The following is an 18,990-nucleotide window of genomic DNA, read 5'->3' as shown; positions in this document are numbered from 1 at the left end:
ATGCGGGGCTCAGTCGGCCTTGATGCCGGCCTGCTGGATGACCTTGCCCCAGGTGGCGAGGTCGGCTTTCTGCGTGTCGGCCAGCTGCTGCGGCGTGCTGCCGACCAGGGTCACGCCGAGCTTGTCGGCCATGGCCAGGACTTCGGGATCCTTCAGGATGCGCACGATCTCGCCGTGCAGGCGCTGCACCACGGCGGCCGGCGTGCCGGCTGGCGCGTAGACCGCCTGCCATTGCTCGACGACGAAGTCCTTGAAGCCGGCCTGGCCCATGGTGGGCACATCCGGCAGGGCTTTCTGCCGCACCGCAGAGGTGACGGCCAGCGCCTTGAGCTTGCCGCCCTGCACATGCGGCAAGGCGGCCGCGACCGGCGCGAACATGCAGTCGGCATGGCCGGCCAGCACGTCCTGCACGGCCGGCGTGTCGCCCTTGTAGGGCACATGCGTCATCTGCACGCCGGCCTGCAGGCGCAGCAGCTCGCCCTGCATCTGCAGGATGGTGCCGTTGCCGCCCGAGGCGAAGGACAGCTGGCCGGGCTTGGCCTTGGCCTGCGCCAGCAGCTCGGCCACGCTGTTCCAGGGCCGGCTGGCCGCGGTCACGAGCAGATGGGGAATGGTGCCGACCAGGGTCACGGGCGCGAAGGCGGTCACGGCGTCGTAGGGCATGCGCGGCATCAGGTGCGGCACGATGGCCTGCGGGCCGATCGAAGTGCCCAGCAGCGTGAAGCCGTCGGCCGGGGCGCGCGCCACGAAGGCCGAGCCGATGGTGCCGGTGGCGCCGGCCTTGTTGTCCACGATGACCGTGGCGCCCAGCGCCGGCCCGAGCCGCACGGCGATGGCGCGGCCCAGGATGTCGGTGCTGCCGCCCGCCGGATAGGGCACGACCCAGGTGATCGTCTTGCCGGCCGGCCAGTGGCCCTGGGCCAGGGCCGGCCAGGCGGCGGCCAGCAGCGGCGTGGCGAGTGCGCCGAGCAGGCTGCGGCGGCCCAGGGTGCGGGGTGTCTCGTTCATGGGGTTCCTTGTGCAGAGGTGCCGAAGCCGTAGAGCTCGGCGGGGTTGTCGACCAGCACGCGCTGCAGCAGCGCGGGGCCGTCGGTCCATTGCGCGAGCAGCGCCATCTGCTGCGCGTCGTCGGGCATGGGCTGGTGGCCGGCCGAGGCCGAGGCGTGGGGCCAGTCGCTGCCCCAGACCATGCGTTCGGGCGCGGCGCGCAGGTAGCCGCGCGCCAGCGCCGCCACGCCAGAGTCGTCCACCCGGCCCGAGGGGCTCACGATGTAGCCGCCGGACAGCTTGAGCCAGGTGCGGCCCTGCGCCAGCAGGCGCAGCACCAGCGCATGCGCGGGGTGCCGGCCGGCCAGCGCCGGGGCGATGCGGCCGAAGTGGTCCAGCACCAGCGGCACGGGCAGGCGCATCAGGCGTTCGCCCAGTGCTGCCAGCAGGTCGGGCGGCGCCAGCAGCTGCAGGTGCCAGCCCAGCGGCGCGATGCGCGCGGCCAGCGCCTCGAGTTGCGCGGCGTCGTGCGTGACGCCCAGCGACAGGTTCAGCCGCGCACCGCGCACGCCGGCCGCATGCAGGGCCTGCAGCGCAGCCTCGTCGGTCTGCGCATCGATGACCGCTACGCCGCGGGCCAGCGCGCCGAATGCGTCCAGCGCCTGCAGCAATGGCCGGTTGTCGGTGCCGTAGGTCGAGGGAGTGACGAACACCACGCGCTGCGTGCCGGTCCGCCGCTGCAGCGCGCGGTAGTCGGCCACGCTGGCGTCGGGCGGGGTCAGCCGCGCGCCGGGGACGGCCGCGAAACGGCTGTCGTAGACGTGCACATGGCAGTCGCAGGCCAGCGGCGGCACCGGCACGCGGGCACGGCCCTGCCCCGCCGAGAACGGTGCGGACACCGTCTCTTCGTGTTGGGTTGGCATCTCGCGCTCTGGCGGATGGGGGCTGTGCTCAGTCGACCTTGGCGCCGGATTCCTGCACGACCTTGCCCCAGCGCACGATCTCGCTGCGCACCAGCGCGGCGAACTGCTCCGGCGTGCTGGAGCGCACATCGGCGCCCTGGGCGGCCAGCTTGGACTTGACCTCGGGGTCCTGCAGCGCCTTGTTGAAGGCGGTGTTCAGCTTGGCGATCACGTCCTTGGGCAGGCCGTCGGGGCCGGCCACGCCGAACCAGGTGACGGCTTCGAAGCCCTTGTAGCCCGACTCGGCCACCGTGGGCACGCCCGGCAGGTCGGCCGTGCGCTGCTGCGAGGTCACGGCCAGCGCGCGCATCTTGCCGTTCTTGATGTAGCCGATCAGCGTGGGCACGGACGAGACATACATCTGGATCTGGCCGCCGATCAGGTCGGTCGAGCCCTGGGCCGCGCCCTTGTAGGGCACGTGCGTGAACTTCACGCCGGCGGCCTTCTGCAGCAGCTCGGCCGCCAGGTGGGCCACCGTGCCGTTGCCCGAGCTGGCGTAGTTCAGCGATTCAGGTTTGGCCTTGGCCGCGGCGACCACGTCGGCCAGCGTCTTGTAGGGCGAATCGGCCGCCACCACGACGACCAGCGGGGCCTGGGCGACCAGGCCGACGGCGTCCAGGTCCTTCTCGGGCTTGTAGGGCAGCTTGGGGTACAGCGTGGGGTTGATCGCCAGGTTGCTGGTCTGGCCCAGCACCAGCGTGTAGCCGTCGGCCGGAGCCTTGGCGGCGGCGTCCACGCCCAGGTTGCCACCGGAGCCCGGCTTGTTGTCGATGATGATGGACCAGTTGTTGCTGGTGGCCACCTTGTTGGCCACTTCGCGGGCGATCAGGTCGGTGCCGCCGCCGGCCGGGAACGGCACGACCAGGCGGATGGGCCGCGACGGGTACGCCGGCTGCGCCAGTGCGGCGGTGCCGGCGAGGCCGGTGGCGATGGTGGCGATCGCCGAGGCGACGAGGACGAGGCGGCGCGTGGCGCCGGGCCGGTGGATGGCGTGCATGGACTTGTCTCCGATGGCCGAACTGCCTTGGCGCAACCACTGCGCGGCAGGCGTTCGATGGCGGCAAGTATTGGTGCGCGATCCCTAACGGTCCAATCGAATCTTTCTTGCAATCGATAGATCGGACTTGGGGTATTCAGCCCAGGTTCTCGTGCCCGGCATGCCGGGCCAGCAGCGCGATCAGCCGCTGCGCGGCGGGCGAGACATAGCCGCTGTCGCGCCAGGTGACCACCAGGCGGCGGCGCATGGTGGCCGCCGGGATCGCCACCTCGCGCAGCCCGGCGCCCGAGCGGCCGGCCTGCAGGTGCAGCCGCGAGATGAAGCTCAGCAGCCCGGTCTCGCCGATCAGCGTGGGCAGCATCAGCAGCATGGTGGACTCCACCTGCACCACGGGGCGCGGCAGGTTGTGGCGGTCGAAGGTCTGGTCCAGCCAGTCGCGCGTGGGGGCGCCCGGCGTCTGCAGCACCCAGCGCCAGGGCGCCAGGTCCTTGAGCGCCGGGCGGGGCTTGTCGAACAAGGGGTGGCCCGCGTGGGCCGCCACGACGATGGTGTCCTCGGCCAGCAGCTGCGACGTGAAACCGGGCTCGCGCGCGCCCTCGGTGCCCACCATGAGGTCGATGTCGCCAGCGCGCAGCAGCGGCGTCAGCGCGTCGACCAGCGCCACGTGGGTGCGCAGCGTCACATCGGGGGCTTCGGCGATCAGGTCGCGCGCCACCGGCGGCAGCAGGAACTGCGCGGCCGTCGGCACGATGCCCAGCTTGACGTGGCCGACCAGGCCGCGGCCTATGTCGCCGATCTCGCGCCGCGCGCTCTCCACGTCCAGCCGGGTGCGCTGGGCCCAGCGCCGCAGCGCGTGGCCGGCCGCGGTGAGCCGGATGCCGCGGCCGGTCTTCTCGAACAGCGCGGCACCGCAGGCCTCCTCGAGCCGGCGCACGCAGCTGGTCAGGGCCGGCTGGGTGCGGTGCAGCCGCTCGGCGGCACGGCCCATGTGTTCCAGCTCGGCCATGACTTCAAAGTACTGGAGATCGCGCAGGTCCAAGGGTGGGCTCCGGGGGGCGTGGGTCGCGCCGCATACTGCCACAGGCGCGGCGCCCCGCCTCCAGCTGCGCCTGCTCCAGCCGCTCTTACTCCAGCCCGAAGCGGAACACCGCCCCCGCCCCGGCGCGCGGCTCCAGCCGGATGTCGCTGCCGTGCAGCTGCAGGATGCGCCGCACGATCATGAGCCCCAGGCCGCCGCCGCGCGCGCCGCTCCCGGCGAAGGCCGGCCGCGTGAAGAGCACCGGCTGCAGCTCGCGCGGGATGCCGGGGCCGGTGTCGGCCACTTCCACCTGCACGCCGCCCACGCCCCCCTGCGCCCCGCCCGCGCCATGCAGCAGCCGCACCGCGATCTCGCCGCCCTCGGGCGTGTGGCGGATGGCGTTGTCCAGCAGGTTGGTCAGCACGCGCTCGATCATGCCGAGGTCGGCATGCACCACCGGCAGGCCGGGCGCGATGTCGGCCACCAGCCGCTGGCGCCGGGCCTCGGCCGCCAGCTCGAACTTCTGGAACACGTCCTGCACCAGGTCGGCCAGCGCGAAGCGTTCCTTCTCGGGCTGCACCACGCCGTATTCGAGCCGCGCCAGTTCGAACAGCTCCTGCGCCAGCCGGCCGACCTTGCGGCTCTGGCCCAGCGCGATGTCCAGGTAGCGCGCGCGTTCGCCGGCGTCCAGCAGGTCGGCCTTCATGCGCAGCGTCTCCAGGTAGCCGTGCAGCGAGGTCAGCGGCGTGCGCAGGTCGTGCGAGATGTTGGCGAACAGCTCGCGCCGCTGCTGGTCCTGCGCCGTCAAGGCCTTCCATTGCGCGTCGATGCGCTGCGCCATCTGCACGAAGGCCTGGCCCAGCACGCCGATCTCGTCGGTGCGGCGCGCCACCGCGTCCAGCGCGGGCGCATGGCCCAGCGCGGCGATGCCGTCGCGCTCGAATTCCTGCACCGCGCCGGTCAGCTGGCGCAGCGGCCGCGTGATGAAGCGGAACGCCACCAGGCCCGCCACCAGCCCGAGCAAGGCCACCACGGCCATGGACCACAGCGTGGTGCGCAGCGCCGAGCCCGCGGCCAGCCGCGCGCTGATCGCGGCGCGGTCCTCGCCCGACAGCACCACGTAGACATAGCCCGCATCGCGGCCGTCGACCTGCAGCGGCGCCGCACTGAACACCTTGGGGCCCATGCCGCGCGGGTCGTCGCCCAGCACCGGCAGCGGTGCGCCCGCCAGCAGGCTGCGCACGGGCGCCAGGTCCACGCGCTCCAGCTTCAGGTGGCCGGGCGGCGCGGCCTGCGCCACGATGCGGCCCTGCGGGTCGAGCAGGTAGACCTCCACGCTCGGGTTCACGGCCATGAGCTTGTCGAACAGGTCGCGCACCGCGGCGGTGTTGAGCCCGCCGCGCTGCATCAGCTCGGCGTTGCCCGCGATGTGCGCGGCCAGGCCCAGCGACAGGCGCTGCGTCACCTCGCGCTCGTGCCGCGCGCTGGACGCCATCTGCAGCCAGGCCGACACGCCCGAGCAGGCCAGCAGCAGCACGGCGAACACCAGCGACAGCCGGCGCGACAGGGTCCAGGCACCGGGGGACTTCATGCCGCGTCCCCGCCGTCGTGCTCGCCGGGCTCGCCCGCCACCAGCCGGTAGCCCCGGCCCCACACGGTGAGGATGCGGCGCGGCTGCGCCGGGTCGGCCTCGACCTTGGTGCGCAGCCGGTTGATGTGCGTGTTGACGGTGTGCTCGTAGCCGTCGTGCTGGTAGCCCCAGACCCTGTTGAGCAACTCCAGCCGCGAGAACACGCGGCCCGGATGCCGCGCGAAGAAGTGCAGCAGGTCGAACTCGCGCGGCGTCAGCTCGATGGGCTTGCCGTCCACCTGCACCTCGCGCGTGACCGGGTCCAGGCCCAGCTTGCCGACCTCCAGCCGGCCGGCCTCCACGCGCGCGTTGCGCGCCATGGCCTCGCTGCGCCGCAGCAGCGCGCGCACGCGCGCCACCAGCTCCAGCACCGAGAAGGGCTTGGCCAGGTAGTCGTCGGCGCCCAGTTCCAGGCCCAGGATGCGGTGCACCTCGCTGGAGCGGGCGCTGGTGATGATGATGGGCGTGTAGCGCGCCACCCTGTGGTCCGCGCGGGCGGCGCGGCAGATCTCCAGCCCGTCCACGCCGGGCAGCATGAGGTCGAGCACCAGCGCGTCCCAGGGGCCGCGCGCCAGCGCCTGCATGCCGGCGTGGCCGTCGGCGGCGTGCGTCACGGCGTAGCCCTCGTCGTGCAGGTGCATGCGCATCAGCTCGGCGATGTGGGCATCGTCCTCGACGATCAGTACGCGCTTGGGGGTGTCCATGGGGCCGGATTGTGGGGCGAAGCCGGCCGCCGAGTTGTCACGATTCATTGAACATTCCGTGATGAAACGGCGAGGGGCTTCGGTCCACACTGCGCCCCATGCCGAACGCCCATCCACCCACCGCGACGCCGATCCACCCCGGCTGGCTGCGCGCCTGCCACTGGCTCAACGCACTGGCCGTGCTGGTGCTGGTGGCCAGCGGCTGGCGCATCTACAACGCGGCGCCGTTCTTTCCGTTCGAATTCCCCAAGGCGCTGACGCTGGGCGGCTGGCTCGGCGGCGCGCTGCAGTGGCACTTCGCGGCCATGTGGCTGCTGGCGGCCAACGGGCTGGTCTACCTGCTGCTGAACATCGCCAGCGGCCGGCTGGCGCGCAGGTTCTTCCCGCTCACGCTGCGCGGCATCTGGCACGACGCCCGGGCCGCGCTGCGCGGCGCGCTGGCCCACGCCGACCCGCGCCACTACAACAGCGTGCAGCGGGCGGCCTACCTGTTCGTGATGCTCGACACCGCGGTGCTGGTGCTCTCGGGCCTGGTGCTGTGGAAGTCGGTGCAGTTCGGGCTGCTGCGCGAGCTGCTGGGCGGCTACGAGGCCGCGCGCCGCATCCACTTCGTCGCCATGGCCGGCCTGGTCGGTTTCGTGGCGGTGCACCTGGCCATGGTGGCGCTGGTGCCGCGCACGCTGCTGCCCATGCTGAGTGGCCGCGCCGGCCGCACCGACCGCACGGCCCACGCTGCCAAGGAGGCCGCATGAAGATCTTCCGACGCCCCCCGCTCCCCGGCATCGACGCCGGCGCCGCGCTGGCCGAAGCCCGGCAGTTGATCGGCCGCCGCGTCGAACAGCCGGCCCGCCGCGCCTTCCTGCAGCGCTCGCTGACACTCGGCGGCCTGTCCATGCTCACGGGTTGCAGCATCAGCGACAACGCCGGCGTGGAGGCCGCGCTCACGCGCATCTCGCAGTTCAACGACACGGTCCAGGGCCTCATCTTCGACCCCGCGCGACTGGCCCCGACCTACCCGGAGTCGATGATCACGCGGCCCTTCCCGTTCAACGCCTACTACGGCGAAGACGAGGTCCGGCAGGTGGATGGCGCCGCCTGGCGGCTGGAAGTGACCGGCCTGGTGGCCGACAAGCGCCAGTGGACGCTGGCCGCGCTGCGCGCCATGCAGCAGCACGACCAGGTCACGCGCCACATCTGCGTGGAAGGCTGGAGCGCCATCGGCAAATGGGGCGGCGTGCGCTTCTCCGACTTCCTGGCGCGTGTGGGCGCCGACACCAGCGCCAGGTACGTCGGCTTCCAATGCGCCGACGACTACTACACCAGCATCGACATGCCCACCGCGCTGCACCCGCAGACGCTGCTGGCCTTGACCTACGACGGCGAGCCGCTGCCCCCGCGGTACGGCTTCCCGGTGAAGCTGCGCATGCCCACCAAGCTGGGCTACAAGAACCCCAAACACATCCAGGCGATGTTCGTGACCAATACGAACCCTGGCGGCTACTGGGAAGACCAGGGCTACAACTGGTTCGGAGGCAGCTGAGGCACGAACGCCCCGGCGCCTGCGACACGTCGGGCCGCGTTCGGCACGAACCGGCTCTCCATCCCCCACCCCACCCAACCCACCCCGAGGACTCTGCAATGAACAAGCTCACCACCACCGTGCTGGCCGCTTTCCTGGCCATCGGCTCCGTGTCGGCCATGGCCGCCGACGAGATGAAGAAGGACGGCATGGCCAAGGACGGCATGGCCAAGGATTCCATGGCCAAGGACGGCATGAAGAAAGATGGCATGAAGAAGGACGGCATGGGCAAGGACGCCATGGCCAAGGACGGCATGAAAAAGGACGGCATGGCCAAGGATTCCATGGCCAAGGACGGCATGAAGAAGGACGCGATGAAGCAATAGCCCCAGGCCTGCGCAATCTGCCGGGCCGGCGCACCATGTCGCCCGGCCCCGGCCGCAACCGCTGCGGCACGCAGCCCCACAAGCCAACGAGGTTCCCATGCCCCATTCCGTTCCATCCCGCCCATCCGCCCTGCCGCGCCGCGGCGCGCTCTGGGCCATGGCGCTGCTGCTGAGCGGCGGCGCCGTGGCCTGGAAGGCGCTGCCCGCCATGGCCGCCGAGAGCGCCGTCGTGATCCCGCCGCCGCAGGACGCCGGCACCCCCGCGGCCGGCGCCACCACCGAGACCGCCGTGCTGGCCGGCGGCTGCTTCTGGGGCGTGCAGGGCGTGTTCCAGCACGTCAAGGGCGTCACGCAGGCCGTGTCCGGCTATGCCGGCGGCGAGGCGCGCACGGCCAACTACGAGGCCATCGGCTCGGGCCGCACCGGCCATGCCGAGGCCGTGCGCATCACCTACGACCCGCGCCAGATCGGCTTCGGCCAGATCCTGCAGATCTACTTCTCGGTGGTGCACGACCCGACCCAGCGCAACCGCCAGGGCCCGGACGTGGGCACGCAGTACCGCTCGACCATCTTCGCGCAGAGCGCCGAGCAGGCCCGCGTGGCCAAGGCCTACATCGCCCAGCTGGACCAGGCGCGCAGCTTCGGCGCGCCCATCGCCACCACCATCGAGACCATGAAGCCCTTCTATGCGGCCGAGGCCTACCACCAGGACTACATGACGCTGCACCCCAACCAGCCTTACATCGCCATGAACGACCTGCCCAAGCGCGAGAACCTGCACCGCGTGTTCCCGGCCCTGTACCGCGACAAGCCGGTGCTGGTCGGCGCGGGCACATGACCGGGAGAGCCGCCTTGACGAACGCACGCAGACAGATTCTGCAGGCCCTGGGCGCAGGCGCGCTGCTGGCCACCGGCTGGCAGCTCTCGCCCGTGGCCCGCGCGGCCAAGGCCTACGCCGTGACCCGCACCGACGCGCAATGGAAGGCGCAGCTCACGCCCCAGCAGTACCAGGTGCTGCGCCAGGCCGGCACCGAGCGGCCCTTCTCCAGCCCGCTCAACGACGAGAAGCGCGCGGGCACGTTCTCGTGCGCGGGCTGCCAGGCGCCGCTGTTCTCCTCGGCCACCAAGTTCGACAGCGGCACCGGCTGGCCGAGCTTCTGGAAGCCCCTGCCCGATGCGGTGGAGAAGAAGAGCGACCGCAGCTACGGCATGGTGCGCGACGAGACGCTGTGCGCCCGCTGCGGCGGGCACCTGGGCCACGTGTTCGACGATGGCCCGAAGCCGACCGGCCTGCGCTACTGCATGAACGGATTGGCGCTGGCCTTCACGGCTGGAACGCCGCCCGCGGTGTAGCGAGCGGCCGATCTGCGACGGCTTGCAGACGATGCTCGCGCGTCGACCTGCTCAGACGGCTGCCGGCGCCACCGGCAGCGCGCCGCGCCGGCTGCCCTGCTGCGCCCACCAGAACAGCGGCAGCGCCAGCAGCGCCGCGCCCGCCAGCACCATGAAGGCCGTGCCGAAGCGCAGCTGCGGCCCCACCACCCAGTTGGCCACGCCCGGGCTCAGCGCCGCGCCGACGCCCTGCAGCGTCATGACGAAGCCCAGCGCGGTGTTGAAGCGGCCGCTGCCCGCGCTGTAGCGCTGCACCAGCAGCGGCGTGGCCACGCCCAGCGCGCCGGCGGCCAGGCCGTCGAGCACCTGCACCGGGATGTTGTTCCAGGCGCTCGTGAAGGCATAGGCCAGCAGGCCGCGCACGGGCAGCACCAGGATGGCGGCGTAGACGAACCAGGTGATGTCCAGCCGCCGGCTGCGCGACACCCACAGCGCCACCGGCACCATGGTGGCCTGGGCCACCACGATGGCGATGCCGGTCCACAGCAGCGGCGCGGAGTCGGCCACCGTGGCCGCCAGGCGCTGGTTCAGCAGCGGCAGCATGGCCGCATTGCCGAGGTGGAACAGCGCGCAGGCCAGCGCGAACAGCAGCAGGGGCCGGTTGCGCAGCAGCGCGCCGATGCCGCCGGCATCGGGGTCGTCGGCCGCGCGCGGGGCCGCGGCGGCCGATTCGTCGCCGCGGGCCGCGGCGTGGTCGATGTCGGCCGCGCGGATGCCCGCCACCGAGACCAGCATGCCCACCGCCATGGCGGCCATCACCGCCAGCAGCCAGGGCGCGCCGAACCAGTGGGCGGCCAGGCCCGCCCCCACCGCGGAGAGCATGTTGCCGGCGTGGCTCCAGGCCTCGTTGCGCCCCATCTGGCGCTTGAAGCCTTCCGCGCGCGACAGGCCCAGCGTCAGCGCCGCCATGGTCGCGCCCAACACCGCCCCGGCCACGCCGGTGACGACCTGCGATGCGACCAGCAAGGGCGCGGACAGCGTCGTGAACGCCAGCGCGCTGGCCGCGGTGACGGCCAGCGCCGCCACCACCGTCATCGCGCGCTTGGCCTGGCTGTTGTCCACCCAGGCGCCGGCCAGCGGCGTCATGGCCACGGCGGCCAGGCCGCCGGCGGTCATGGTGGCGCCGATGAGCTCCTGGCGCACCCCGCTCTCCTGCAGGTAGGTTGCAAGGAACGGCCCCAGGCCGTCGCGCACGTCGGCCATGAAGAACGCCAGCCAGGTCAGTGCCAGCAGGGAACTCGGGGTTGCCATGGCCGTGCTCAGTGGGCGGGTGCGAGGGGCTGGCCGTTGACGCTGCGCGCCTCGATCACGCGGCCGCTGCCGGTGGCCAGCGGGTGTGCCGGGCCTTCCGCACGCACCGCGTCGCCGATCTGCAGCCGCAGCCGTTCCAGCCCGTCGGGCCGGGTGTGGACGAAGTCGCCGCTGTCCAGCACCACGCCGTTGGGGGCACCGTGCTTGGCGAAGTTGAAACGCACGACCTTGCCGTGCGCCTGCACGTCGTTGCGCGCCTCGGGTTCCTGGCCGTCGATGGCGGCCAGGCGCTCGAAGCGGTAGACCACGTGCGCGCCCTCGCCCTTGGGCGAGGGCCCGGTCTTGCGGCCTTCGACGGCCAGCGCCTGGCCGTGGCGCAGGCCGAGCAAGGCGCCCACGGCGGCGGCGTCGTGCGGATCGACGGTGAACTGCGTGGCGATGCCGTCGGTGTCGATCAGCAGGCCTTCGATGCCGCCCTTGGGGCTGTAGACCAGGTGCTGAAAGCGTCCTTCGACGGACCAGACGTCGTCATCGGGGGCGTGGTGGCGTTGGTGGTTGGGGCGGGGCATGGTGGATTCCTTGTGCGTGAAGAGGATGGGGTGGTGGTGGGCCGCGGACGGGGAGCGGCTCAGGAGGCCGGCGGGGTCGGCGGGGTGGGCGGCAGCGGCTGGCCGGCCATGGGCGGCTGCGGCCCGCGCGGCCCGCGGGGGCCACGCGGTTCGCCGCGCGGCCTGGGGGCAACGCCGGGGCCGGCGAAGAGTTCCTGCATGGCCTGGGCCGTCGGGCCGATGGCGGTGGCCTCGAGCGCGCTGCCCTGGGCGCTGCGGCTGCCCCAGCCGCGCGCATGCACGGTGGCGCCCACCTGCAGGCCGGGCAGCAGCATGGTGCCCAGGTGCGGCGGAAAGCGCACGATGCTGCCGCCGTCCAGCAGCACGCCGTTGGCGTCGCCGCGGTCGGTGTACAGCACGCGCGTGACGCGGCCGCTGGCGCTCATGGCGGTGAGCGCGCCGGGGTCGCGGGGGCCGCGCGCACCGGGCACGGGCGGGGTGTCCACCACGCTGCGGCCGCTGGCGGTGGCCGTCACGCTGTTGGCGCGCAGCACCGGCAGCCCGGGCGTGCGCCAGCCGCCGACCTGCACGGTGTCGCCCAGGCTGGCGGTCTGCAGCAGTTCGGCCGAGAGGTGCGGCGCGAAAGCCACCTGCGTGCCATCGGCCAGCAGGAAGCCGTCGACCTCGCCATTGGGGTTGACCAGCCACTGCTGCAGGCGGCCGGTGACGGTGGGCATGGCCGCATCGGCCTGGGGCGCGGCCAGCGGCGGTGGCGGCGCGAGCGGACCGGGCGGTGTCGGCGCCGGCTGCGCGAAGGCGCCGGCAGCCAGCAGCAAGGTGGCAAGGACGAGGGGGCGTTGAAGCTGTCGCATGGCAAGACTCCTGTTGAGGTGCCTCTTGGCTCTCAAGCGCCGTGCCAGCCCGCAGATTCTTTCAAATCAACGACTTGCAAAAAGGTTCTCGGCCGGGATGGATGCCTGCGGGACAGGCGGTGTCCGCTTTGCGGACGCCGGGGCTGCGCATCCCCGGCGGCTTCAGCCCAGCCGCAGCAGCGCGGCCGAGGCCGCGCACACCAGCAGGAACGGGATGCTGATGCGGTGGAAGTCGCGCATGCCATGGGGCAGCCGTGCCAGCCGCAGCGCGATGAGGTTGGCCAGCGAGCCCAGCACGCAGCCGAAGCCGCCCACGCTGACACCGGCGGCCAGCGCCGGCAGGTCGCGCACGGTGCCGTCCAGCAGGATGGTGGCCGGCACGTTGCTGATCACCTGCGAGGCCAGGATGGCCGCCAGGTAGGCACGCCACCCCTCTTCGATCGGCCACTGCCGCAGCAGCGCGGCGATGGCCGGCAGCTCGGCCACCTGGCGCAGCACCACGAACATCAGCGCGATGGTGGCCAGCAGCGCCCAGTCCACCCCGCGCAGCACGCGCGGCGCCGCCAGCGCGAAGACGCCGAACACCATGGCCAGGCCCGCGAGCAGCCAGTGGCGGTCCAGCGCCACCACGAAGGCGACGAACAGCACCGCCGCCAGCGCCAGCAGGCGCGGCTGCACCGCGGCCGCCTCGGCGGCGGGCTTGAGCGCGATCGGCGTGCGCGTCACCAGCCACCAGACCGCGGCGAACAGCCAGAACAGCATGACGCCGACGGTGGGCGCCATCATCCCCATGAAGCCGAGGAAGCTCTCGCCCGAGCGGTGCCACAGGTACAGGTTCTGCGGGTTGCCGATGGGCGTGAGCGCCGAGCCTGCGTTCACGGCCAGCGCCTGCAGCACGACGAGCCGCGCCAGCGGCAGGTGCGCCTGCGTGGCCAGCACGCGCGTGAGCGGCACCAGCAGGAACAGGCTCACGTCGTTGGTGACCAGGGCCGACAGCAGGGCTGCCGCCGCCGTCAGCAGCAGCGCCAGCCCGCGCAGCGTGGACACGCGCGCGAGCAGCCGCTGGGCCGTGGCCTGCAGCATGCCGCTGCGCTCCACCGCCTGGGTGACGGCCAGCAGCCCGGCCAGCGCGCCGATGGTCTGCCAGTCCACCAGCTGCAGCGTGGCCAGCGGTGCACGTGGATGCCACACCGCGAACGCGGCGGCCAGCGCCAGCAGGATCCAGAGCAGCATGTTGCCGGCCGGCGCGGGCGCCTCGGCATCGGGGTGGTTGGGTGGGGCGGGGGCAGCGGCGGTCGGTTGAGGCATGGTGGAAAAAAAGCGGACACACGGTGGTGCAACCCCTGGGTGATTCGATTTCCGTGCCAGCCGCCCTGCCTTGTTGATCAAGGACTTGCCGCGTGGCGGGCGCGCACGGTGGATGCAAAGCGGACAGCCCGGCGTCTCCTTTGCGGACGGTTCAATCGAGCCCGTACTGCGCCATCTTGCGGTACAGCAGTTGCCGGTGGATGCCCAGGGCGCGCGCGGCCTCGGCGCGGTTGCCCTGGCTGCGCGTCAGGGCGTGGGCGATCAACTGGCGTTCGAGCCGCTCCACCGCCTCGGGCAGGCTGGCCTGCAGCCAGTCGGCGGGCAGCGCGGCATCGCCGGGTTCGGCGGCGGGCGCGGCGCCGTCCAGCGCCAGGTCGGCCGCGTCGACCACGCGGTGGCGCACCAGCGCCTGGCAGCGCTCCATGAGGTTGCGCAGCTCGCGCACGTTGCCGGGCCAGCGGTGGCGCAGCAGCGCCTGCGCCGCGCCGGCCGACAAGGCCTTGGGCGCGCCGTCCTGCTGGCGCGCGGCGGCACGGCGCAGGAAGTGCTCGGCCAGCGGGATGATGTCGGCCAGCCGCTCGCGCAGCGCCGGCAGCCGCACGGTCAGCACGTCCAGCCGGTAGAACAGGTCTTCGCGGAAGCTGCCCTCGCGCACGGCCTGCGCCAGGTCGCGGTGGGTGGCGGCCACTACGCGCACGTCCACCTTCTGCGTGCGGTGCCCGCCCAGCGGCGTGACCTCTCCCTCCTGCAGCACGCGCAGGATCTTGGCCTGCACGCCCGGCGCCATGTCGCCGATCTCGTCGAGCAGCAGCACGCCGCCGTCCGCCGCGCGGAAGCAGCCCGGCCGGTCGGCGGTGGCGCCGGTGAACGCGCCGCGCACATGGCCGAAGAGCTCGCTCTCCAGCAGTTCCTTGGGGATGGCCGCGCAGTTGATGGCAACGAAAGGCCCGTGCACGCGCGCCGAATGGCGGTGCAGCGCGCGCGCCACCATCTCCTTGCCGCTGCCGGTCTCGCCCAGCACCAGCACCGGCGCCGCACTGGCGGCCGCCATGCCGATGCGCTTGTGCACCTCGCGCATGGCCTCGCTGGGGCCGACCAGCGCATCGTCGTCGTCCGGCGCGGCGCCGGCGGCCTGCGCGGCCTCGCGCGGCGCTGCGCTGTGCAGCGCCCGCGCCAGCACGTCGGCCACGTCCTGGCGCTTGATCGGCTTGGCCAGGTGGTCGAACGCGCCCAGGCGCATGGCCTCGATGGTGTTGCCGCTGCTGGCGTAGGCCGTCAGCACGATCACGGGCGGCAGGCTGGCCAGCCGGGCGCGCAGCGCGGCCAGCACCTCCAGGCCGTCCATGCCCGGCATGCGGTGGTCCAGGAACACGGCGGCGAAGCGCGTGTGCGCGGCCAGCGCCAGCGCGTCGGCGCCGCTGGAAGCCTGCACCGGCTCGTGGCCCAGGCCCTGCAGCGTCTCGGCCAGCGTCTCGCGGAAGGCGTCGTCGTCGTCGACGATCAGCAGGCGTGCCATGGCATCTCCAGTTCGAAGCGCGCACCCGGCGCGCGCGCCACATGGCGCAGTTCGCCGCCGTGGGCCAGCGCCACCTCGCGCGCCAGCGCCAGGCCCAGGCCGGTGCCGTCGGCGCGGCCGGTGGCGAAGGGCTCGAACAGCTGGGGTTGCAGCGCGTCGGGCACGCCGGGGCCGTCGTCGTCCACCGCGATCAGCAGCGCGCCGGCCGGCGTGCGCGCGGCCGACAGCAGCACCTCGCCGCCCGCGGGCGCGTGGCGCACGGCGTTGTCCAGCAGGTTGTCGACCGCACGCGCGAGGTGCACCGGGTCGAGGCGCGCCTGCGCCGGCCCGGCATGCCGCAGCGCGAGCCGCACGCCCCGCTGGGCCGCCTGGCGCTCCACGCCGGCCAGCCGTTCGGCCAGCCAGGCCGGCAGGTCGACGCAGTGCGCCGCGAGCTGCACGGGTTGCACCAGCGCCAGCAGGCTCTGCACCAGGCCGTCGAGCCGGTCGATCTGGCCGACGATGGCAGCAAGCGCCTCGCCATGGCGCGCGGGGGCGCCGGCCAGCGCGTTCTCGGCCTTGAGCCGCATGGCCGCGATGGGGTTGCGGATCTCGTGGGCGATGCCGCCCGTCATGCGCCCCAGCGCGGCCAGCCGCTGGTCGCGGCTGCGCTGTTGCGCGGCCAGCTGCAGCTGCGCGCGCGCCTGCTCGAACCGGGACCGGTAGTGGTTGAAGCTGTCGACGATGCGGTCGAGCTCCTGCACGCCGGTGCGGGCCAGCGTCGGCACGCTGTCGTCGCCGGCCTGCACCAGCTGGGCCTCCAGCCGCCCCACGTGGCGCAGGCCGCGGCGCAGGATGAGGCCCAGCCACAGCGCGGAGACCAGCACCACGGCCAGCAGCACCGCCAGGCCCGTGTAGAGGCTGCCGAGCGCCGCCAGCGCGCCGGCGTGCGTGCGCGTCATGGTCCAGGCCGCCAGGTCCCTGGCCGGCGCCACCAGCGGGCAGGCGGCGACGATCAGCGCCTCGCGGCTGCCGCGCACCACGTCGGTCTGCGGCTGCTGGGTGCGGGCGGCCCGCTGCACGAGTTCGACGATCAGCGGCTGCTCTGCCGCGGGCACGTCGCGCTTGACGCCGCTGCCCTCGTAGGTGGGGTAGGCATAAGCCAGCAACCCGCCCTGCTCCTGCCAGACCCCGCCTTCGACGTGCGGGGCCTCGCGCAGCACCAGCTGCAGCAGCACCTGCAGCAGGTCGAGCTGCGGTGCCGCGGCAGCGGCCGAGGGGCCGGGGACGGATTGCGCGTAGCGCGCGGCGATGGCGCGGCAGGACTGTTCGGCCACCGCGCGGCCGGCGTCCACCTGCGCGCCGGCGCTGCTGCGGTAGAGCACCACCATGACCACGGCGAGCGTGGCGCACAGGGCCACCAGCAAGAGGCCGAACAGAGTGAGCTGGACACGGAGTGAGCGCATGGGAGGTCACGGGCGGCGGCCATGCGCCGCGGGGGCCGGATGATCGCACGCGCGGCGTTCCACGTCAGGAGGCATCGCGCGCCGCCCGGCCGGCCCGGGCCGGCGCAGAGATGCGCCGATCCGCATAGCAGCCCTGCGGCAGCCGGCGTAGCGGCGCCGCGGCAGCCTGCCTAGACTGGCATCTTCCCGGAGACACGCGGCCCGCCGCACATTGGAGACCCATGGACGACCTGACCCAACTGATCTATGCGCTGGACGGCCACGTGGCCACGCTCACCATGAACAGCCCGCCCGTCAACGCGCTGACGCGCACGCTGAACGACGAGCTGACGCTGGCGCTGGACCGCATCTCCGAGATGGACGAGGTGCGCGCCGTGGTGCTGACCGGCGCCGGCAAGGTGTTCTGCGCCGGGGCGGATCTGAAGGGCCGGGCTTCCGTCATCCAGGGCCCGGGCGACCTGCCCGCGCATTCGCGCCGCACGCGCGAATGCTTCCACGCCATCCGCGAATGCGCCAAGCCCGTGGTGTGCGCCATCAACGGCGCGGCGCTGGGTTCGGGCGTGGCCATGGCGGCCTCCAGCGACATCCTGGTGGCGTCCGACAAGGCCTCGCTGGGCCTGCCGGAGGTCGACGTCGGCCTGCTGGGCGGCTGCCGCCACGCCATGCGCTTGTTCAGCCACTCGCGCCTGCGCCGCATGGCCCTCACCGGCATGCGCGTGCCGGGCGCCGAGCTGTACCGGCTGGGCATCGTCGAGGCCTGCGTCGCACCCGAGGAGCTGATGGCCACGGCCATGGAGATCGCCCAGGGCATCGCGTCCAAGAGCCCCGTCTCCACGCGCATGGGCAAGCACACGCTGAACGTGATCGAGGACATGAGCCTGCGCGACGGCTACCGCTACGAGCAGGACATGACGGCGCAGATCGGCAAGACCGACGACGCCAAGGAGGCGCAGCGCGCCTTTGCCGAGAAGCGCGCGCCCGTCTTCACCGGCCGCTGAGATGCGCCCCACCCACTGCCACGCGCGCCGCAACTAATTCTGGGCGAAGCGGCGCTGTGCCTGGCCGGCCTGGCCAGCGCGGCCGGCTACCCCGACAAGCCGATCCGGCTGGATTGACCGCCGGCGAACTGTCCATTGCGTGACCCGTGCGGCCTGGCACGGCGTGCTACCGTGGCACGCCGCGCCCCCGGTGCGGTCCACGCAAGGAGACAACGATGTTCGCCGAACCATCCGCCAAGACGGCCGACCTGCTGCAGCGCATGCGGGCCTTCTTCGACCGCCACATCTACCCCAACGAAGCGCGCCACCATGAAGAGATGGCCGCCTTCCGCCGCGCCGGCAATCCCTGGCAGGTCTCGCCGCTGATCGAGGAGCTCAAGCCCCTCGCGCGCGAGGCCGGGCTGTGGAACATGTTCCTGCCGCACGAGCACCGCGGCGTGCCCGGCATCTCCAACCTGGACTACGCACCGCTGTGCGAGCTGATGGGCCGCGTCTCCTGGTCGGGCCAGGTCTTCAACTGCTCGGCGCCGGACACCGGCAACATGGAGACCATCGAGCGCTACGGCACCGAGGCGCAGAAGGACGAATGGCTCGAGCCGCTGCTGGCCGGCAAGATCCGCTCGGGCTTCCTGATGACCGAGCCGGCCGTGGCCTCGTCGGATGCGACCAACATCCAGTGCTCCATCGTGCGCGATGGCGGCGACTACGTGATCAATGGCCGCAAGTGGTTCTCGTCCGGCGCGGGCAGCCCGGACTGCAAGATCTACATCGTGATGGGCAAGACCGACCCCGACGCACCGCGCCACGCCCAGCAATCGATGGTGCTGGTGCCGCGCGACACGCCGGGCGTGACCGTGGTGCGCCACCTCTCGGTGTTCGGCTACGACGACGCCCCCCATGGCCACATGGAGGTGCTGCTGGAGAACGTGCGCGTGCCGGTGGCCAACATGCTGCTGGGCGAAGGCCGCGGCTTCGAGATCGCGCAGGGCCGCCTCGGCCCCGGGCGCATCCACCACTGCATGCGCTCCATCGGCGCGGCCGAGCGCGCGCTGGAGATGATGGTCGACCGGCTGCAGGCCCGCATCGCTTTCGGCAAGCCGCTGGCCGCGCAGTCGGTCTGGCACGAGCGCATCGCCGAATCGCGCTGCCTGATCGACCAGGCCCGGCTGCTGACGCTGAACGCCGCCTGGAAGATGGACACCGTGGGCAACAAGGAGGCGCGTGCCGAGATCGCGATGATCAAGGTGGTGGCGCCCAACATGTCGTGCAAGGTGGTGGACTGGGCGATCCAGGCGCACGGCGCGGCCGGCGTGAGCCAGGACTTCTGGCTCGCCGAGGCCTATGCCCACCAGCGCACGGTGCGCATCGTGGACGGGCCGGACGAGGTGCACCGCAATGCGATCGCCAAGCTGGAGCTGGCCAAGCGGCGTTGAGATGGTGGGGATGCGCCGGTGCCC

At 72.7% G+C, this 18,990-nt stretch carries 19 protein-coding genes; 7 read left to right on the top strand and 12 right to left on the bottom strand.

The window, feature by feature from the left end:
- Positions 1 to 9 precede the first annotated feature (9 nt).
- The 6 genes from ASF44_RS28920 to ASF44_RS28895 form a co-directional block, all read right to left on the bottom strand.
- Positions 10 to 1,008, bottom strand: coding sequence for a tripartite tricarboxylate transporter substrate binding protein (locus tag ASF44_RS28920; RefSeq protein ID WP_056902712.1), 999 nt, complete (start codon positions 1,006 to 1,008; stop codon positions 10 to 12).
- Positions 1,005 to 1,910, bottom strand: coding sequence for an amidohydrolase (locus ASF44_RS28915; protein ID WP_056902711.1), 906 nt, complete (start codon positions 1,908 to 1,910; stop codon positions 1,005 to 1,007). The genes ASF44_RS28920 and ASF44_RS28915 overlap by 4 nt, the downstream gene beginning before the upstream one ends.
- 28 nt (positions 1,911 to 1,938) lie before the next feature.
- Positions 1,939 to 2,946 (bottom strand): tripartite tricarboxylate transporter substrate binding protein, encoded by a 1,008-nt coding sequence (locus ASF44_RS28910; protein WP_056902710.1) that lies wholly within the window; start codon positions 2,944 to 2,946, stop codon positions 1,939 to 1,941.
- Between the two features lie 136 nt (positions 2,947 to 3,082).
- A complete protein-coding gene (locus tag ASF44_RS28905) occupies positions 3,083 to 3,985 on the bottom strand; it encodes a LysR family transcriptional regulator (protein ID WP_056902709.1) in 903 nt (300 codons plus the stop codon).
- An 85-nt stretch (positions 3,986 to 4,070) separates the two neighbouring features.
- Positions 4,071 to 5,555, bottom strand: a complete 1,485-nt coding sequence (locus tag ASF44_RS28900) for a HAMP domain-containing sensor histidine kinase (protein ID WP_056902708.1) — start codon at positions 5,553 to 5,555, stop codon at positions 4,071 to 4,073.
- A complete protein-coding gene (locus tag ASF44_RS28895; protein WP_056902707.1) occupies positions 5,552 to 6,298 on the bottom strand; it encodes a response regulator transcription factor in 747 nt (248 codons plus the stop codon). The genes ASF44_RS28900 and ASF44_RS28895 overlap by 4 nt, the downstream gene beginning before the upstream one ends.
- Before the next feature lie 98 nt (positions 6,299 to 6,396).
- Between ASF44_RS28895 and ASF44_RS28890 the strand changes: the two genes are divergently transcribed.
- The 5 genes from ASF44_RS28890 (at position 6,397) to msrB (ending at position 9,556) form a co-directional block, all read left to right on the top strand.
- Positions 6,397 to 7,050, top strand: coding sequence for a cytochrome b/b6 domain-containing protein (locus ASF44_RS28890; RefSeq protein WP_056902706.1), 654 nt, complete (start codon positions 6,397 to 6,399; stop codon positions 7,048 to 7,050).
- Positions 7,047 to 7,838 (top strand): molybdopterin-dependent oxidoreductase, encoded by a 792-nt coding sequence (locus ASF44_RS28885; RefSeq protein WP_056902705.1) that lies wholly within the window; start codon positions 7,047 to 7,049, stop codon positions 7,836 to 7,838. Before ASF44_RS28890 ends, ASF44_RS28885 begins: the two co-directional genes overlap by 4 nt.
- Positions 7,839 to 7,936: 98 nt before the next feature.
- Entirely contained in the window at positions 7,937 to 8,203 is a 267-nt protein-coding gene (locus ASF44_RS28880; RefSeq protein ID WP_056902704.1) for a pentapeptide MXKDX repeat protein, read from the top strand.
- Between the two features lie 157 nt (positions 8,204 to 8,360).
- A complete protein-coding gene (gene msrA, locus ASF44_RS28875) occupies positions 8,361 to 9,041 on the top strand; it encodes a peptide-methionine (S)-S-oxide reductase MsrA (RefSeq protein ID WP_056902703.1) in 681 nt (226 codons plus the stop codon).
- Positions 9,038 to 9,556: a peptide-methionine (R)-S-oxide reductase MsrB gene (msrB, locus tag ASF44_RS28870; protein ID WP_056902702.1), complete on the top strand. Its 519-nt coding sequence runs from the start codon at positions 9,038 to 9,040 to the stop codon at positions 9,554 to 9,556. Before msrA ends, msrB begins: the two co-directional genes overlap by 4 nt.
- 51 nt (positions 9,557 to 9,607) lie before the next feature.
- On the opposite strand, the gene ASF44_RS28865 is transcribed toward msrB, so the two are convergent.
- The 6 genes from ASF44_RS28865 to ASF44_RS28840 all read right to left on the bottom strand — a co-directional run bounded on the left by ASF44_RS28865 (position 9,608) and on the right by ASF44_RS28840 (position 16,535).
- The gene (locus tag ASF44_RS28865) at positions 9,608 to 10,846 is read right to left on the bottom strand and encodes an MFS transporter (RefSeq protein ID WP_056902701.1); all 1,239 of its coding nucleotides are present in this window, start codon (positions 10,844 to 10,846) and stop codon (positions 9,608 to 9,610) included.
- Between the two features lie 8 nt (positions 10,847 to 10,854).
- The gene (locus tag ASF44_RS28860) at positions 10,855 to 11,415 is read right to left on the bottom strand and encodes a hypothetical protein (RefSeq protein WP_056902700.1); all 561 of its coding nucleotides are present in this window, start codon (positions 11,413 to 11,415) and stop codon (positions 10,855 to 10,857) included.
- 59 nt (positions 11,416 to 11,474) lie between these two features.
- Positions 11,475 to 12,266 (bottom strand): hypothetical protein, encoded by a 792-nt coding sequence (locus ASF44_RS28855; RefSeq protein ID WP_056902699.1) that lies wholly within the window; start codon positions 12,264 to 12,266, stop codon positions 11,475 to 11,477.
- Positions 12,267 to 12,428: 162 nt separating this feature from the next.
- The gene (locus tag ASF44_RS28850) at positions 12,429 to 13,574 is read right to left on the bottom strand and encodes an SLC13 family permease (protein ID WP_056902698.1); all 1,146 of its coding nucleotides are present in this window, start codon (positions 13,572 to 13,574) and stop codon (positions 12,429 to 12,431) included.
- 151 nt (positions 13,575 to 13,725) lie between these two features.
- The gene (locus ASF44_RS28845; protein WP_056902697.1) at positions 13,726 to 15,090 is read right to left on the bottom strand and encodes a sigma-54 dependent transcriptional regulator; all 1,365 of its coding nucleotides are present in this window, start codon (positions 15,088 to 15,090) and stop codon (positions 13,726 to 13,728) included.
- Positions 15,075 to 16,535 (bottom strand): HAMP domain-containing sensor histidine kinase, encoded by a 1,461-nt coding sequence (locus ASF44_RS28840; RefSeq protein ID WP_056902696.1) that lies wholly within the window; start codon positions 16,533 to 16,535, stop codon positions 15,075 to 15,077. The genes ASF44_RS28845 and ASF44_RS28840 overlap by 16 nt, the downstream gene beginning before the upstream one ends.
- A 221-nt stretch (positions 16,536 to 16,756) precedes the next feature.
- Between ASF44_RS28840 and ASF44_RS28835 the strand changes: the two genes are divergently transcribed.
- Positions 16,757 to 17,533 (top strand): enoyl-CoA hydratase/isomerase family protein, encoded by a 777-nt coding sequence (locus ASF44_RS28835; RefSeq protein ID WP_056902695.1) that lies wholly within the window; start codon positions 16,757 to 16,759, stop codon positions 17,531 to 17,533.
- A gap of 215 nt (positions 17,534 to 17,748) precedes the next feature.
- Positions 17,749 to 18,966 (top strand): acyl-CoA dehydrogenase family protein, encoded by a 1,218-nt coding sequence (locus ASF44_RS28830; protein WP_056902694.1) that lies wholly within the window; start codon positions 17,749 to 17,751, stop codon positions 18,964 to 18,966.
- Positions 18,967 to 18,990: the final 24 nt, after the last annotated feature.

It is taken from the genome of Pseudorhodoferax sp. Leaf274, assembly GCF_001422445.1.
GTDB lineage: Bacteria > Pseudomonadota > Gammaproteobacteria > Burkholderiales > Burkholderiaceae_C > Pseudorhodoferax.
Note: the sequence above shows the minus strand (reverse complement) of the source record. Positions and strands in the feature narration are given on the sequence as shown.

Excerpts from the sequence above, each read along its gene's own strand:
- msrB (WP_056902702.1), top strand. The coding sequence starts at position 9,038 with ATGACCGGGAGAGCCGCCTTGACGAACGCACGCAGACAGATTCTGCAG.
- ASF44_RS28910 (WP_056902710.1), bottom strand. The coding sequence starts at position 2,946 with ATGCACGCCATCCACCGGCCCGGCGCCACGCGCCGCCTCGTCCTCGTC.
- ASF44_RS28835 (WP_056902695.1), top strand. The coding sequence starts at position 16,757 with ATGGACGACCTGACCCAACTGATCTATGCGCTGGACGGCCACGTGGCC.
- ASF44_RS28855 (WP_056902699.1), bottom strand. The coding sequence starts at position 12,266 with ATGCGACAGCTTCAACGCCCCCTCGTCCTTGCCACCTTGCTGCTGGCT.
- msrA (WP_056902703.1), top strand. The coding sequence starts at position 8,361 with ATGGCGCTGCTGCTGAGCGGCGGCGCCGTGGCCTGGAAGGCGCTGCCC.
- ASF44_RS28900 (WP_056902708.1), bottom strand. The coding sequence starts at position 5,555 with ATGAAGTCCCCCGGTGCCTGGACCCTGTCGCGCCGGCTGTCGCTGGTG.
- ASF44_RS28830 (WP_056902694.1), top strand. The coding sequence starts at position 17,749 with ATGTTCGCCGAACCATCCGCCAAGACGGCCGACCTGCTGCAGCGCATG.
- ASF44_RS28915 (WP_056902711.1), bottom strand. The coding sequence starts at position 1,910 with ATGCCAACCCAACACGAAGAGACGGTGTCCGCACCGTTCTCGGCGGGG.
- ASF44_RS28880 (WP_056902704.1), top strand. The coding sequence starts at position 7,937 with ATGAACAAGCTCACCACCACCGTGCTGGCCGCTTTCCTGGCCATCGGC.
- ASF44_RS28860 (WP_056902700.1), bottom strand. The coding sequence starts at position 11,415 with ATGCCCCGCCCCAACCACCAACGCCACCACGCCCCCGATGACGACGTC.
- ASF44_RS28845 (WP_056902697.1), bottom strand. The coding sequence starts at position 15,090 with ATGGCACGCCTGCTGATCGTCGACGACGACGACGCCTTCCGCGAGACG.
- ASF44_RS28885 (WP_056902705.1), top strand. The coding sequence starts at position 7,047 with ATGAAGATCTTCCGACGCCCCCCGCTCCCCGGCATCGACGCCGGCGCC.
- ASF44_RS28865 (WP_056902701.1), bottom strand. The coding sequence starts at position 10,846 with ATGGCAACCCCGAGTTCCCTGCTGGCACTGACCTGGCTGGCGTTCTTC.
- ASF44_RS28890 (WP_056902706.1), top strand. The coding sequence starts at position 6,397 with ATGCCGAACGCCCATCCACCCACCGCGACGCCGATCCACCCCGGCTGG.
- ASF44_RS28920 (WP_056902712.1), bottom strand. The coding sequence starts at position 1,008 with ATGAACGAGACACCCCGCACCCTGGGCCGCCGCAGCCTGCTCGGCGCA.
- ASF44_RS28850 (WP_056902698.1), bottom strand. The coding sequence starts at position 13,574 with ATGCCTCAACCGACCGCCGCTGCCCCCGCCCCACCCAACCACCCCGAT.
- ASF44_RS28840 (WP_056902696.1), bottom strand. The coding sequence starts at position 16,535 with ATGCGCTCACTCCGTGTCCAGCTCACTCTGTTCGGCCTCTTGCTGGTG.
- ASF44_RS28895 (WP_056902707.1), bottom strand. The coding sequence starts at position 6,298 with ATGGACACCCCCAAGCGCGTACTGATCGTCGAGGACGATGCCCACATC.